This window comes from Bradyrhizobium sp. Ken64 (assembly GCF_055807555.1).
In genome coordinates this window covers 195202-209482 of sequence record NZ_JBVVPA010000003.1, presented here as the reverse complement: position 1 = coordinate 209482, position 14281 = coordinate 195202, and the positions used below count along the sequence as shown (strand labels likewise).

Sequence of the window (14281 nt, the reverse complement as noted above, 5' to 3'; positions counted from 1 at the left end):
AAACGGGCAAGCAAGCCATGCGTGGGACGCTCAGAGCCTTCATTTGCCTTCTCCTGCCGATCGCGGTCCTTGCCGCGGGCGCGCCGGATGCGGCGCGTGCGCAGCAGCAGGAAAAGCGTATCGCGCTCGTGGTCGGCAACGGCGCCTATGCCAAGTCGCCGCTGGCGACGACGGCAAACGATGCCGGCCTGATCGCGCAGACGCTGCAGGCGGCGGGCTTCGACGTCGTCGGCGCCCGCGATCTCGACGGCGACACGCTGCGCAAGAGCTTTCGCGATTTCATCCAGAAGGCGCAGGCCTCAGGCCCGGGCACCGTCGCGATGGTCTATCTCGCCGGCTATGGCGTGCAGCTCGCCGGTGAGAACTACTTCATCCCGGTCGATTCGAACATCACCCGCGACACCGACATTCCGACCGAAGGCCTGCGCATCGGCGACTATCTCCGCCAGTTGGCCTCCGTTCCGCTGAAGGCCAACATCGTCGTGCTCGACGCCGCGCGCGCGCAGCCCTTCGTTGAGGGCGGCCAGCAGATCGCGAGCGGACTTGCGCTGGTCGAGCCCGAGGCCAACATGCTGATCGCGTTCAACGCCGCGCCCGGCACGGTGGCGCCCGAGGAGCCCGGACCTTACGGCATCTATGCTCAGTCGCTGGCGGAGATGATCCGCACCGGCGGCCTGCCGCTGCCTGAGGTGTTCGATCGCGTTCGCCTGCGCGTCAACGAGGCCAGCAAGGGCGCGCAGGTGCCCTGGAACGAGCAGAAGATATCGGCGCAATTCTCGTTCTTCGAGCGCGGGCCCGACGCGCCGCCGCCGCAGGCCACGCCCGACCAGGTCGCCGCGATGCGCAACAAGCCGATCCGCGATCTCGGCGTGCAGGATGCCTATGCAGCCGCGCTCACGCGCGACACGCTGCCGGCCTACGAAGAGTTTCTCACCGCCTATCCCGGCGACCCGCTGTCGAAGCGCGTGATGGTGATCGTCGCGGCGCGCCGCGAGGCCATCACCTGGCGGCGGACCTATCGCACCGACACGCCGGAAGCCTATTGGTCGTATCTGCGTCGCTATCCGCGTGGTCCGCATGCGGCGGATGCGCGCCGGCGCCTCGCGATTCTCACCGCGCCGCCCGAGCCGCCGCCGAGCTTCGCGATGATCGACTACGACGTGCTGCCACCGCCGCCGGAGGAGGTGGTCTATGTCGACCGTCCCGTGCTGTATTTCAGCGATCCGGATTTTGGCTTCGCGCCGCCACCGCCGCCGCCGGTCTATTATCTGCCGCCGCCGCCACCGGATTTCGTCGTGCTGTCGCCGCCGATGCCGGTGATCGGCCTGTTCGTGCTGCCGCAGCCGATGTTCGTGCCGATTCCTGTGTTCGTCAGGCCGCCGGTCTATGTCGCACCGCCGCCCAACAACATCATCTATCAGAACATCCATAACAGGACGGTCATCAACACGGTGATCAACCAGCCGCCGGCACCGCCGGCGGGTGCGGGTGCCGGACCGGGCAATCTCACGCCGGCCATTGCCGGGCGCATCAATCCGTCTGGTCCAGCCATGCCGCAGGCGGCCGTGCAGCGCGCCGCCCTGATTCAGCAGGGCAAGGCGCCGATGCCGCCGAGCGCGACGATGCAGCCGACGACGAGGCCAGGAATGCCTCCGGCGACGCCGGCCAAGGTCGTCCCAACCGGGACGCCACCTGCTCCACCACTTGCTACACCCCCTGCCACTCCACCTGCGACGCCACCTGCCAAGCTGCCCCAAGCCAATACGCTCCCGGTTCCCGGCACCCATGGCGGTCCGCCCGTACCGCCAGCGGGAGCCGGGCCACTGCCGGGCGGCAAACCCGGATTGCCGGCGGCCACTGCACCCGGCACACCGCCGCCGACCCATTCGGGAGGGCCTGCGGGAGGGCCTGCTGGAGCGCCGACAACTGCTGCTCCCGGCACCACGCCGGCAGCCCATCCCGGTGCGCCGACCGCCACGGCGCCGGTGACTGCGCCCACGGCGACAAACCCGGCCGCTGTGCCCGGCCAACCGCCGAAGCCGCCGGTGGCACAGGCTCCGCCCGGGACCGGCCCCGGGGACCATGGCAAGTCCGCGACCCGCGAGCCGGCTGGTTCGCCGCCGGCTGCCCGCACGCCTCCCGGCGCAGTTGGACGACCGGTCACGCCGCCGCCTGCGGCCGCGCGGGAGCCGATCCGGCCGCAGCATCAGCCGACCGCTGCTCCCGCCCAGGCTACCCGGCCGTCGGCACCACCACCGCGGCCTCAGGCCGTGGCCCGGCCGACGCCTCCGCCTCCGCCGCGTATTGCGCCGCCGCCACCGGCACGGGTGGCTCCGCCCGTGGCGGTCGCTCGGCCGGCGCCGCCGCCAATGGCACGACCCGCGCCGCCGCCGCCGGTCGCCCGGCCGGCGCCACCTCCGCCGCCCCGGGTGGCCGTCGCGCCACCGCCGCCGCCGCGCCCGGCAGCGCCCCCACCGCGTCCTCCGGCTCCGCCGCCGGCGGCAAAGAAGTGCCCGCCGAACCAGCCCAGATGCTAAGCAGGGGCTAGGCCGCAGCGTGGTCTTTACGGAAGGGGGGCTCTCGCGGGCGAAAGCCGCCCCGAAAGGCCCTTATTTCCTTGCTTCTGGTCGAAATCGCGCTATACACCGCGCCATCTCACACGGAAGCATGGCTCACAAGGCCGTCCGGTGGCAGCCGGGGCGACAACGCTCTGTCCTGCTCACACGCTTCCGGAGGAACCAACCGGAGAACTAGAACGATGGCACTACCCGATTTCACTATGCGTCAGCTCCTCGAAGCCGGCGTGCACTTTGGTCACCAGTCTCACCGCTGGAATCCGAAAATGGCGCCGTTCATTTTCGGCGCCCGCAACAACATCCACATCGTCGACCTCGCGCAGACCGTGCCGTTGCTGCACAACGCCTTGCAGGCGGTCAGCGACACCGTCGCCAAGGGCGGCCGCATCCTGTTCGTCGGCACCAAGCGCCAGGCGCAGGACGGCGTTGCCGACGCGGCCAAGCGCTGCGCTCAGTACTTCGTCAATTCGCGCTGGCTCGGCGGCACGCTGACCAACTGGAAGACGATCTCGGGCTCGATCAAGCGCCTGCGTCATCTCGACGACGTGCTCGCCGGCGGCGATGCCTCCTCCTACACCAAGAAGGAGCGCCTGACGCTTCAGCGCGAGCGCGACAAGCTCGACCGCTCGCTCGGCGGCATCAAGGACATGGGCGGTCTGCCCGACCTGATCTTCGTGATCGACACCAACAAGGAAGACATCGCGATCCAGGAAGCCCAGCGGCTCAACATCCCGGTCGCGGCGATCGTCGACACCAATTCGGATCCGAAGGGCATCACCTATGTGGTGCCGGGAAATGACGACGCCGGCCGCGCGATCGCGCTCTATTGCGATCTGATCGCGCGCGCAGCCATTGACGGCATTTCGCGCGCCCAGGGCGATTCCGGAATCGACGTCGGCGCTTCGGTTCGGCCGGTCGCAGAAGAGCTGCCCGCCGCCACGAGCGGCTTCCAGGGCCTCGCCGGTCCGCGCGGCACCTCCGACGACCTCAAGAAGCTCCCGGGCGTGTCGGGCGCGATCGAGAAGAAGTTCAACGACCTCGGCATCTTCCACTTCTGGCAGCTGGCCGAGCTCGATCACGACACCGCGCACAAGATCGGCGAAGAAGTCGGCCTGCCGAGCCGCGCGGACGCCTGGGTGGCCAAGGCCAAGGCGCTGACCGCGGAAGCGGAATAGTCAAAAAGAGCGATGGGTTGGCCGGACAAGTTCCGGCCACCATTTCAGTTGACGCGAATTCCTGAGATGGACCGCGGCGAGGCGATCTGGCCGCGCCGCGGCAAACCGGCAGGCAAAAAGGATTTTGAACGATGGCAACGATCACAGCTGCGATGGTCAAGGACCTGCGCGAGTCGACCGGCGCAGGCATGATGGACTGCAAGGCCGCGCTGACCGAAAACGACGGCAACATGGAAGCGGCGCAGGATTGGCTGCGCAAGAAGGGCCTGTCGAAGGCCGCCAAGAAGTCGGGCCGCGTCGCCGCCGAGGGTCTGATCGGCGCGCTCACCAAGGGCAACAAGGGCGTCGTGGTCGAGGTCAATTCCGAGACCGATTTCGTCGCGCGCAACGGCCAGTTTCAGGGCCTCGTCAAGATGATCGCGCAGGTCGCATTCAACGCCGGCGCCGATGTCGAGAAGATCAAGGCCGCCAAGGTCGGCGACGTCACGATCGAAACTGCGATCAATGACGCGATCGCCACCATCGGCGAGAACATGACGCTGCGCCGCGCAGCTTCGCTCGAGGTCAGCCAGGGCGTGGTGTCGAGCTACGTCCATGGCGCGGTCGTCGAGGGCGCCGGCAAGATGGGCGTGATCGTGGCACTGGAATCGCCCGGCAAGGCCGACGAGCTCGCAACGCTTGGCCGCCAGATCGCGATGCATGTCGCGGCCGCCAACCCCCTGGCGCTCGATCCGTCCGGTCTCGATCCGGCGGTCGTCAAGCGCGAGAAGGACGTGCTCGCCGACAAATATCGCCAGCAGGGCAAGCCCGAGAACGTGATCGAGAAGATCGTCGAGTCCGGCCTGAAGACCTATTACAAGGAAGTCTGCCTGCTGGAGCAGGCCTTCATCCACGACACCGGCAAGTCGGTGGCGCAAGCGGTGAAGGAAGTCGAAGGCAAGGTCGGCGGCGCGGTGAAGATCGCGGGCTTTGTGCGCTATGCTCTCGGTGAGGGAATCGAGAAGCAGGAAAGCGACTTCGCGGCCGAGGTCGCGGCGGCCAGCGGCAAGAAGTAAGCGCCGGAACGTTCCTTCCGGCGTGCCGCCGGAAGCGGCGGCCGGACAAGGAAAGTGCTCATGACTGATCCGGTCTATCGTCGCGTCGTGATCAAGCTGTCCGGCGAATATCTCGCGGGACCGCAGGGTTTTGGCATCGATCAACCGACCATCGACCGGGTCGCCGACGATCTGATCGCCGCTCGCCATCTCGGTACCGAAGTCGCCGTCGTGATTGGCGGCGGCAACCTCTTTCGCGGCGTCGAGGTCTCCTCGCGCGGCGTGTCGCGCCCGACCGGCGACACCATGGGCATGCTCGCTACGATGATGAATTGCCTCGCGCTCGAAGCCACGATCGAGCGCAAGGGCACGCCTGCGCGCACGCTGTCGGCCTTCGTCATGCCCGAGATTTCCGAGCTGTTTACCCGCACCGCGGCACACAAATACCTCGCTGAGGGTCGGATCGTGCTGCTGGGTGGTGGAACCGGTAATCCGTTCTTCACCACCGACACGACCGCGGTGCTGCGTGCCGCCGAGATCGGCGCCCAGGCGGTGCTGAAGGCGACCAATGTCGATGGCGTCTATTCGGCCGACCCGAAGAAGGACCCGACGGCGACGCGATTCGACCGGCTGACGCATTCGCAGGCGATCGAGGGCGGCTACAAGGTGATGGATGCGACCGCCTTCGCCCTTGCCCGCGAGACGTCGCTGCCTATCATCGTGTTCTCGATCGCGGAGCCGGGTTCGATCGGCGCTGTACTGCGTGGCGGCGGCCACGGAACCATTGTCGCCGGCTGACGGCTTGTCGTTGCACCCTGAGAGAAGGGGTGCGGAGAGGTCGCCGGGATTTTGAAGGAGAAACGTGATGGCCACGGATAATTTCGATCTCAACGAAGTCAAGCGCCGCATGCAGGGCGCGATCCAGTCGCTCAAGCACGAACTTGGCGGCCTGCGCACCGGTCGCGCCTCCGCCTCGATGCTCGATCCGGTGCAGGTCGACGCCTATGGCAGCCACATGCCGCTGAACCAGCTTGCCACCGTCAGCGTGCCGGAGCCGCGCCTGATCTCGGTGCAGGTCTGGGACAAGTCGATGGTCAAGGCGGTGGAGAAGGCGATCGTCGATTCCAATCTCGGCCTGTCGCCGGCGACCGAAGGCCAGGTGCTGCGCCTGCGCATCCCCGAGCTCAACGAGGAGCGTCGCAAGGAGCTCGTCAAGGTCGCGCACAAATACGCGGAAGCCGCCAAGGTCGCCGCGCGCCATGTCCGCCGCGATGGTCTCGACGTTCTCAAGAAGCTCGAGAAGAATCACGAGATGTCCGAGGACGATCAGAAGCGCCACGCCGACGAGGTGCAGAAGGCGACCGACGGCACGATCTCCGAGATCGACCAGTTGCTGGCCGCCAAGGAAAAAGAAATCCTTACCGTCTAAAGCGCGGTGGATCGCGCTTTAGGTTATTGTTCGTGCATGATCTTTTCGGAAAACCGTTTCGCACTTTGCGCTAACGCGGCCCTTCGGGTCCGGATCATGCTTTAAGGCAGCCTCATGTCCAACGCCGCCGCGCCCGCAACGGAAGGACCAGATCGGTCCGATGCGCCTGCGCATGTCGCCATCATCATGGATGGCAACGGACGTTGGGCGGCCGCGCGCGGCTTGCCACGGGCGGAAGGCCATCGCCGCGGCGTGGAGGCCCTGCGCCGCGTGGTTCGCGCGTCGCATGAACTTGGCATCCGCTATCTCACCATCTTCTCCTTCAGCTCGGAAAACTGGTCGCGTCCGGCGAGCGAGATCGGCGATCTGTTCGGCCTGTTGCGCCGCTTCATCCGCAACGATCTGGCGAGCCTGCATCGCGACGGCGTCAAGGTACGCATCATCGGCGAGCGGGACGGGCTGGAGGGCGACATCTGCGCACTTCTCAACGAGGCGGAGGAACTGACGCGCGATAACACGCGCCTCACGCTCGTCGTCGCCTTCAATTACGGCTCCCGGCAGGAGATCGCGAAGGCGGCGCAGAAGCTCGCGCGCGAAGTCGCCGAGGGCCGGCGCAGTCCCGACACGATCGATGCCGAGACATTGGGGGCGCATCTCGACGCCCCCGACATTCCCGATCCCGATCTCATCATCCGCACCAGTGGCGAGCAGCGCCTGTCCAACTTCCTGATGTGGCAGGCCGCCTATAGCGAGCTCGTCTTCGTGCCGATTCACTGGCCCGATTTCGACAAGGCGGCCCTGGAAGGCGCAATCGCCGAATTCGCCAGGCGCGAGCGCCGTTTCGGCGGCCTGGTCGCGAAAACCGCCTCGTGAGCGAGCCCGACTCCGCACCGGCCGGTTCTCAGCCTGCCCCCAGCAATCTCGTGATGCGAATCCTCGCGGCGCTGGTGCTGGCGCCGCTCGCCATTGCGCTGGCTTATGCCGGCGGCTGGCTGTGGGCGCTGCTCGTCACCCTGGTGTCGATCGGACTGTTCGCGGAATGGCTGATGGTGGTGGGCGCAGGCTCGACCGCGCTGACCGGGACGGGGACGATCGTCATCGCCACGATGGGCTTGTGCGTTGCCTTCGGCGCGCTGAAGACCGCAATCATCACCGGCCTGATTGGCGGTGCGGTCGTGACGGTGATCGCGCGGGGCAAGTTCGTCTGGGCGGCCTCCGGATTTGCCTATGCGTCGGCGGCGCTACTCGCCTCGATCCTGCTGCGGAAGGATCTCGTGAACGGCTTCGCCGCGCTGATGTTCGTGCTGCTCGTGGTGTGGGCGACCGATATCGGCGGCTATTTCGCCGGCCGTGGCATCGGCGGACCGAAACTGTGGCCACGCGTGAGCCCGAAGAAGACCTGGTCGGGGGCGCTCGGCGGCTTTGCCGCGAGCCTTTTGGTCGCGGCCGGCTTTGCCGCTTGCGGGATCGGAAAGATGGCTCCATTGCTGCTCGTCGCCGCGGTCCTCTCGGTCGTGTCGGCCTGCGGCGATCTGTTCGAATCCGCGGTCAAGCGGCGCTTCGATGTCAAGGATTCCAGTCACTTAATTCCCGGCCACGGCGGGCTATTGGACCGTCTGGACGGTTTTGTCGCCGCCATCCTGGTGGCGTGGATTATCGGCTTCCTCCGCCATGGTGTGCATAGCGCCGGAAGCGGTCTTATGGTTTGGTGAACATATGAGCGCGGTTCCATTGCGTAACAACAAGGCTGCGGCGTCGACCATCCGCAGCGTCACGGTTCTCGGCGCCACCGGCTCGATCGGCGACAGCACGATGGATCTGCTGCGCGCCTCTCCCGGGCGCTACCGTGTCGAGGCGCTGACGGCGAACAGCAATGTCGAGGCGCTGGCAAAGCTCGCGAAGGAGTTTTCCGCGCGCTTCGTCGCGATCGCCGACACCTCAAAATTTGCCGAGCTCAAGGCTGCGCTCGCTGGCACCAGCACCGAATGCGGCGCCGGCGAAAGTGCGGTGATCGAGGCCGGCGCGCGTCCGGCCGATTGGGTGATGGCCGCCGTGAGTGGCGCGGCCGGGCTGAAGCCGGCACTGGCGGCGGTCGATCGCGGCGCGCATGTCGCGCTCGCCAACAAGGAATGTCTCGTCTGCGCCGGCGATTTCTTCATGCAGCGCGCGGCGAAAGCGGGGGCCTGCATCCTGCCTGCGGATTCCGAGCACAATGCGCTGTTCCAGGCGCTCGCCTCGGGCAACCGCGACGAGCTCGTCCGTGTCATCATCACGGCCTCCGGCGGCCCGTTCCGCACCTGGAAGCCCGCCGACATCGAGCAGGCGACACTCGAGCAAGCCCTGAAGCATCCGAACTGGAGCATGGGCCAGAAGATCACGATCGATTCCGCCTCGATGATGAACAAGGGGCTTGAGGTGATCGAGGCTTCCTATTTGTTCGCGCTCTCGCCCGACGAGATCGACGTCCTCGTCCATCCGCAATCGATCATCCACGGCATGGTCGAGTTCTCTGATCGCTCGGTCGTCGCCCAGCTCGGCGCACCCGACATGCGCACGCCGATCGCGCATTGCCTCGGCTGGCCCGACCGCATCAAGGGTCCGGCCGCCAAGCTCGATCTGGCCAAGATCGGCCAGCTGACCTTCGAGGCGCCGGATTTCGAGCGCTTCCCCGGGCTGCGCCTGGCCTTCGATTCGCTCCGGACCGGGAAGGGGGCGACCACCGTCTACAACGCCGCCAACGAGGTCGCGGTCGCCGCCTTCATCGCCGGCAAGATCCGGTTCGGCGCGATTGCCCGGCTGGTGGAGGCGACGCTGGACGACTGGATCCGCAGCGGGAACCAGGCCCCGCTGACGTCGGCGGACGATGCAATCGCTGTTGACCATGTTGCGCGAAATAGGGCTGCCGCCCTATTGCCTCAAATTGCCTTAAAGGCATCCTAGATGGTTCGGGGCCAGGGCCTTGCGGCGCTGGATGAGGGAATTCGATGATCGACTTTTTCGTCCATAGTTTTAATACATTGAGCCATGGGCTCCTCGGCTACGCGGTTCCCTTCCTGTTCGTCCTGACCATCGTCGTGTTCTTCCATGAGCTCGGCCATTTCCTGGTCGCGCGCTGGGCGGGCGTTCGCGTGTTAACTTTTTCGCTCGGTTTCGGACCTGAGCTGGTCGGTTTCAACGACCGCCATGGCACTCGCTGGAAGATCTCGGCGATCCCGCTCGGCGGCTATGTCAAGTTCTTCGGCGACGAGAGCGAGGCTTCGACACCATCGTCCGAGAAGCTCGCGGCCATGACGGCCGAGGAGCGCGCCGGCAGCTTCCATCACAAGAAGGTCGGCCCGCGCGCCGCCATCGTTGCCGCCGGACCGATCGCCAATTTCATCCTGGGCGCGCTGATCTTCGCCGGCATGGCGCTGTATTACGGCAAGCCGAGCACGATCGCGCGCGTCGACGGTGTCGTCGCCGACGGCGCTGCGGCGGCAGCCGGCTTCAAGATCGGCGACGTCGTGGTCCAGATCGACGGCAAGCCGATCGAAAGCTTTGCCGACATGCAGCGCATGGTTGCGATGAATGCTGGTTCGCCGCTTGCCTTCCAGGTCAAGCGCGACGGTGCCATCGTGTCGCTGACAGCGACGCCGGCACTGCTTGAGCGCAAGGATCCCTTCGGTAACAGCCACCGTCTCGGCGTGCTCGGCGTCGAGCACAAGTCTCAGGCCGGGGAGACCTCCACGTCGCCGGTCGGCGTCGGCGAAGCGCTCAAGATCGGGGTGGAGCAGGTCTGGTTCATCATCACCAGCACCTTCAAGTTCCTGGGCTCGTTGTTCGTCGGGAACGGCAATCCGAATGAGGTCAGCGGCGTGCTTGGCATTGCCAAGATGTCGGGGCAGGCGGCCAGCGCCGGGTTCCAGTTCGTGATCAACCTCTGCGCGGTGCTCTCGGTGTCGATCGGCCTGCTGAATCTGTTCCCGATCCCGCTGCTCGATGGCGGTCACCTTATGTTCTATGCGGCGGAGGTTGCCCGTGGTCGGCCGCTATCCGAGCGGACTCAGGAGATGGGGTTCCGAATCGGGCTTGGCTTGGTGCTGATGTTGATGGTGTTTGCGACCTACAACGACATCCTGCGAATGGCCGCATCCTGATAGGGGCTTTTTTGTGGCGTTGCCCGGGCGTTGCTCTTGGGCAACGTCTTGGAATGAAAATGAAATTACGGCGCGCTCGACCGTTTGCGGCGTCGGTGAAATTGTCTACAAGCGGCTTGAACTTGGGGAATCTCCAGACCGGCGTTGGGGTTGGGTCTGGTACGGAATGATAAGGGCGCGTTGCGCAATGAAGTTTGGACTGCGACTCCGGGGGGGCTTGCTCGCAACCCTGATCATGTTCGGCGCGCCGGTGCTTGCCCCGGTTGGGGCTGCCTTTGTGTCTTCGTCTGCGCTTGCTCAGACCGTGCAGTCGATTTCCGTCGAGGGAAATCGCCGGGTCGAGTTGGAGACGATCCGCTCCTACTTCAAGCCGGGTCCCGGCGGTCGTCTGGATCAGGGCGCCATCGCCGACGGCCTCAAGGCGTTGATCGAGACCGGCCTGTTCCAGGACGTCAGGATCAACCGCGGTGCCGGTGGCCAGATCGTCGTCTCCGTGGTGGAAAACCCGGTGATCGGCCGCATTGCCTTCGAGGGTAACAAGAAGATCAAGGACGAGCAGCTCACCCTTGAAATCCAGTCCAAGGCGCGCGGCACCTTCTCCCGCGCCATGGTGCAGTCCGACACGCTGCGAATCGCTGAAATCTATCGCCGGTCCGGCCGCTACGACGTTCGCGTCACGCCTGAAGTCATCGAGCAGCCGAACAACCGCGTCGATCTCGTCTTCACGGTCGAGGAGGGCGCCAAGACCGGCGTCAAGTCGATCGAGTTCGTCGGCAACAGCGCATTCTCGTCCTACCGCCTTCGCGACGTCATCAAGACGCACGAAACGAACCTGCTGAGCTTCCTCGGCAGCGGCGACGTCTACGATCCCGATCGGGTCGAGGCCGACCGCGACCTGATCCGCCGCTTCTATCTCAAGAACGGTTTCGCCGACGTCCAGGTCGTGGCCGCGCTCACCGAATACGATCCGGAGAAGAAGGGCTTCAACGTTACCTTCAAGATCGAGGAAGGCTCGCAATACCGGGTCGGCTCAATCGACTTCCGCTCCAGCATTCCGAACTTCGATCCCAGCTCGATGCGCAACTATTCGCGCGTCAATGTCGGCTCGCTCTATAACGTCGAATCGGTCGAGAAGTCGGTCGAGGAGATGCAGATCGAAGCCTCGCGGCGCGGTTATGCCTTCGCCGTGGTCCGTCCCGGTGGCGACCGCAACTTCGAGGCGCATACCGTATCGGTCGTGTTCAACATCGATGAGGGTCCGCGCACCTATATCGAGCGCATCAACCTGCGCGGCAACACCCGCACGCGCGACTACGTGATTCGTCGCGAGTTCGACGTCTCCGAGGGCGATGCCTACAACCGCGCGCTGGTCGACCGTGCCGAGCGCCGATTGAAGAACCTCGACTATTTCAAGAGCGTGAAGATCACGACGGAGCCCGGCTCGTCGAGCGACCGCGTGATCCTGCTCGTGGACATGGAAGAGAAATCGACCGGCGATTTCTCGGTTTCGGGTGGTTACTCCACCACCGACGGCGCGCTGGCCGAAGTCTCGGTCTCCGAACGCAATTTGCTCGGCCGCGGCCTGTTCGCCAAGGCCTCGGTGACCTATGGTCAGTACGCCCGCGGCTATTCGCTGTCGTTCGTCGAACCCTATTTGCTCGACTACCGTGTCGCTCTGGGTCTCGACCTCTATCAGCGTGAGCAGAAGTCCAACAGTTACATCTCCTACGGCACCAAGACGCTCGGCTTCTCGCCGCGCCTCGGTTTCTCCCTGCGTGAAGATCTGTCGCTGCAGGTGCGCTACTCGATCTATCGGCAGGAAATCACGCTGCCGTCCTACCTGTCGAACTGTAACAACAATCCCGCTTCCGCGGCGTTCAACCCGAGCCCGGCCTATGCCAATGCAAACGGCATCGACCTGAGCTCGACCAACGGCCTCGGCTGCTACAGCGACGGCGAAGCTTCGCTGCCGGTGCGCAAGGAGCTTGCCAATGGCAAGACCCTGACCTCGGCGCTCGGCTACACGCTGACCTACAATACGCTCGACAACAACAAGAACCCCACCGACGGTCTGCTGGTCGATTTCCGGCAGGACTTCGCCGGCGTCGGCGGCGACGTCTCCTACCTGAAGACTGTGGTCGACGCGAAGTATTACACTCCGCTGGTGTCCGATATCGTCGGCCTCGCTCGCATCCAGGGCGGCATGCTGAACAAGATGGGCAGCGATTTGCGCATGCTCGATCATTTCCAGATGGGCCCGAACCTCGTCCGCGGCTTTGCCCCGAACGGCATCGGACCGCGCGATCTGAATCCCTTCGGTACGCAGGACGCGCTTGGCGGCACCAAATATTGGGGTGCTTCGCTCGAATTGCAGATGCCGTTCTGGTTCCTGCCGAAGGAAGTCGGTCTGAAGGGCGCCGTCTACGCCGACGCCGGCGGACTGTTCGACTATCAGGGCCCGACGACGTGGTCGGTGACCAACGAAATGACCACGACCAGGAATTCGGGCTGCACGCCGTCAACCGTCAATCCAAACTCGGCTGGAACCTGCACCGGCCTGGTGTATGACAACGGCAATGTCGTCCGCTCGTCGGTCGGTGTCGGCTTGATCTGGGCCTCGCCGTTCGGTCCGCTGCGCTTCGACTACGCCGTGCCGCTGACCAAGGGCAAGAGCGACCGTACCCAGGAGTTCCGGTTCGGCGGCGGCACCTCGTTCTAATTCGAACAGCACGGCACGATCCGGACCACCGGAGCCGGTTTCCGAAAGGGATCGTGCCAATCCAGGAGATGAGGCATGATGCGGCTTGGCCGCTTCATGCCGAAGCCGGACCGCGACGGGGTGGAATGGCGCAGCCGACCTTCTTCACACAACCGCCCGCCTCAGCGCTGGCTGACATAGCCACGCTGACCAAGGCGGAGCTGGTCGATCCCGCCAGGGGCGGCCAAATCATCAGAGGCCTTGCTTCGCTCGGCGAAGCCGGCCCGATGCACCTGTCGTTCTTCGACAATCTCAAATATGCCGATGAGCTCAAGGCGACCAAGGCTGGTGCTTGCCTGGTGAGCCCACGCTTCGAGGCTCGGGTGCCCGCGCACGTCGCCGTGCTGCGGGCGCCACAGCCGTTCCGCGCCTTCGTCAGGATCGCGCGGGAGTGGCATGGCGACGCGCTCCGGCCGCAATCCTGGACCGGCAATGAGGGCATCGCGCCGTCGGCCATCATCGATGCCACGGCCAGGCTCGAGGACGGCGTGATCGTCGATCCCCTGGCCGTGATCGGCCCTGACGTGGAGATCGGCAGCGGCACGGTGATCGGTGTGGGGGCCGTGATCGGCCCCGGCGTCAAGATCGGCCGGGACTGCAATGTCGGCGCACGCACCGCCATCCAGTGCGCGCTGATCGGCAACGACGTCCTGATCCACCCCGGCTGCTCGATCGGCCAGGATGGCTACGGCTTCATCTTCTTCGGCCCCGAGGGGCATCTGAAGGTGCCCCAGACCGGCCGCGTGCTGATCCAGAACAATGTGGAGGTCGGCGCCGGCACCACCATTGATCGGGGCTCCTTGCGCGACACGGTGATCGGCGAGGGGACCAAAATCGACAATCAGGTCCAGATCGGCCACAATGTGACCATTGGCCGGCACTGCCTGCTGGCCGCCCAGATCGGCCTTGCCGGTAGCCTCACCCTCGGCGACAACGTGGCGCTGGGAGCGAAGGTGGGCATCAACAATCACGTCAAGATCGGGGATGGAGCTCAGGTGACTGCCATGAGTGGCGTCAAGGACGACGTTCCTCCCAACGGACGCTGGGGTGGTTTTTTTGCCAAGCCGACCAGGCAGTGGTTCAAGGAAATTTTGGCGGTGGAGCGCCTGGCGCGCGACAGCAAGGCCGATCCGAAGCAGGAGGAACGGGAGTGACGGACGAAGCACCGGTCAG

Annotated in this window: 11 protein-coding genes; all 11 read left to right on the top strand. The window is 65.4% G+C overall.

All coding sequences use genetic code 11. The features are described 5' to 3' along the window. The first annotated feature begins 17 nt into the window (after window positions 1–17). The 11 genes from AC0L2F_RS06835 (at window position 18) to lpxD (ending at window position 14262) form a co-directional block, all read left to right on the top strand. Window positions 18–2537, top strand: a complete 2520-nt coding sequence (locus AC0L2F_RS06835) for a caspase family protein (RefSeq protein ID WP_473247918.1) — start codon at window positions 18–20, stop codon at window positions 2535–2537. A 221-nt stretch (window positions 2538–2758) separates the two neighbouring features. Continuing rightward, window positions 2759–3751 (top strand): 30S ribosomal protein S2, encoded by a 993-nt coding sequence (locus tag AC0L2F_RS06830; protein WP_007610895.1) that lies wholly within the window; start codon window positions 2759–2761, stop codon window positions 3749–3751. Window positions 3752–3882: 131 nt separating this feature from the next. Beyond that, window positions 3883–4806, top strand: a complete 924-nt coding sequence (gene tsf, locus AC0L2F_RS06825; RefSeq protein WP_473247917.1) for a translation elongation factor Ts — start codon at window positions 3883–3885, stop codon at window positions 4804–4806. Window positions 4807–4866: 60 nt separating this feature from the next. Next, a complete protein-coding gene (gene pyrH, locus AC0L2F_RS06820; RefSeq protein ID WP_018455040.1) occupies window positions 4867–5583 on the top strand; it encodes a UMP kinase in 717 nt (238 codons plus the stop codon). 67 nt (window positions 5584–5650) lie between these two features. Beyond that, window positions 5651–6214 carry a ribosome recycling factor gene (gene frr / locus AC0L2F_RS06815; RefSeq protein ID WP_007603628.1) on the top strand — a complete coding sequence of 188 codons (564 nt, stop codon included), beginning with the start codon at window positions 5651–5653 and terminating at the stop codon, window positions 6212–6214. 114 nt (window positions 6215–6328) lie between these two features. Then, complete coding sequence (locus AC0L2F_RS06810) at window positions 6329–7087, top strand: isoprenyl transferase (protein ID WP_007610887.1); 759 nt, start codon at window positions 6329–6331, stop codon at window positions 7085–7087. After that, on the top strand, window positions 7084–7926 hold the full coding sequence (locus AC0L2F_RS06805; protein WP_473247916.1) for a phosphatidate cytidylyltransferase: 843 nt from the start codon (window positions 7084–7086) through the stop codon (window positions 7924–7926). Before AC0L2F_RS06810 ends, AC0L2F_RS06805 begins: the two co-directional genes overlap by 4 nt. A 4-nt stretch (window positions 7927–7930) precedes the next feature. After that, window positions 7931–9154 (top strand): 1-deoxy-D-xylulose-5-phosphate reductoisomerase, encoded by a 1224-nt coding sequence (dxr, locus tag AC0L2F_RS06800; protein ID WP_473247914.1) that lies wholly within the window; start codon window positions 7931–7933, stop codon window positions 9152–9154. Between the two features lie 44 nt (window positions 9155–9198). After that, window positions 9199–10350, top strand: a complete 1152-nt coding sequence (gene rseP / locus AC0L2F_RS06795; RefSeq protein WP_007610877.1) for an RIP metalloprotease RseP — start codon at window positions 9199–9201, stop codon at window positions 10348–10350. 187 nt (window positions 10351–10537) lie between these two features. Then, window positions 10538–13069, top strand: coding sequence for an outer membrane protein assembly factor BamA (gene bamA, locus AC0L2F_RS06790; protein ID WP_063996173.1), 2532 nt, complete (start codon window positions 10538–10540; stop codon window positions 13067–13069). A 125-nt stretch (window positions 13070–13194) separates the two neighbouring features. Next, on the top strand, window positions 13195–14262 hold the full coding sequence (lpxD, locus tag AC0L2F_RS06785) for a UDP-3-O-(3-hydroxymyristoyl)glucosamine N-acyltransferase (RefSeq protein ID WP_473247912.1): 1068 nt from the start codon (window positions 13195–13197) through the stop codon (window positions 14260–14262). Window positions 14263–14281 lie beyond the last annotated feature (19 nt).

What these genes read in the sequence shown, in the direction of transcription:
- frr (WP_007603628.1), top strand. Translation starts at nt 5,651, where the DNA reads ATGGCCACGGATAATTTCGATCTCAACGAAGTCAAGCGCCGCATGCAG.
- AC0L2F_RS06835 (WP_473247918.1), top strand. Translation starts at nt 18, where the DNA reads ATGCGTGGGACGCTCAGAGCCTTCATTTGCCTTCTCCTGCCGATCGCG.
- dxr (WP_473247914.1), top strand. Translation starts at nt 7,931, where the DNA reads ATGAGCGCGGTTCCATTGCGTAACAACAAGGCTGCGGCGTCGACCATC.
- lpxD (WP_473247912.1), top strand. Translation starts at nt 13,195, where the DNA reads ATGGCGCAGCCGACCTTCTTCACACAACCGCCCGCCTCAGCGCTGGCT.
- rseP (WP_007610877.1), top strand. Translation starts at nt 9,199, where the DNA reads ATGATCGACTTTTTCGTCCATAGTTTTAATACATTGAGCCATGGGCTC.
- pyrH (WP_018455040.1), top strand. Translation starts at nt 4,867, where the DNA reads ATGACTGATCCGGTCTATCGTCGCGTCGTGATCAAGCTGTCCGGCGAA.
- AC0L2F_RS06830 (WP_007610895.1), top strand. Translation starts at nt 2,759, where the DNA reads ATGGCACTACCCGATTTCACTATGCGTCAGCTCCTCGAAGCCGGCGTG.
- AC0L2F_RS06810 (WP_007610887.1), top strand. Translation starts at nt 6,329, where the DNA reads ATGTCCAACGCCGCCGCGCCCGCAACGGAAGGACCAGATCGGTCCGAT.
- bamA (WP_063996173.1), top strand. Translation starts at nt 10,538, where the DNA reads ATGAAGTTTGGACTGCGACTCCGGGGGGGCTTGCTCGCAACCCTGATC.
- tsf (WP_473247917.1), top strand. Translation starts at nt 3,883, where the DNA reads ATGGCAACGATCACAGCTGCGATGGTCAAGGACCTGCGCGAGTCGACC.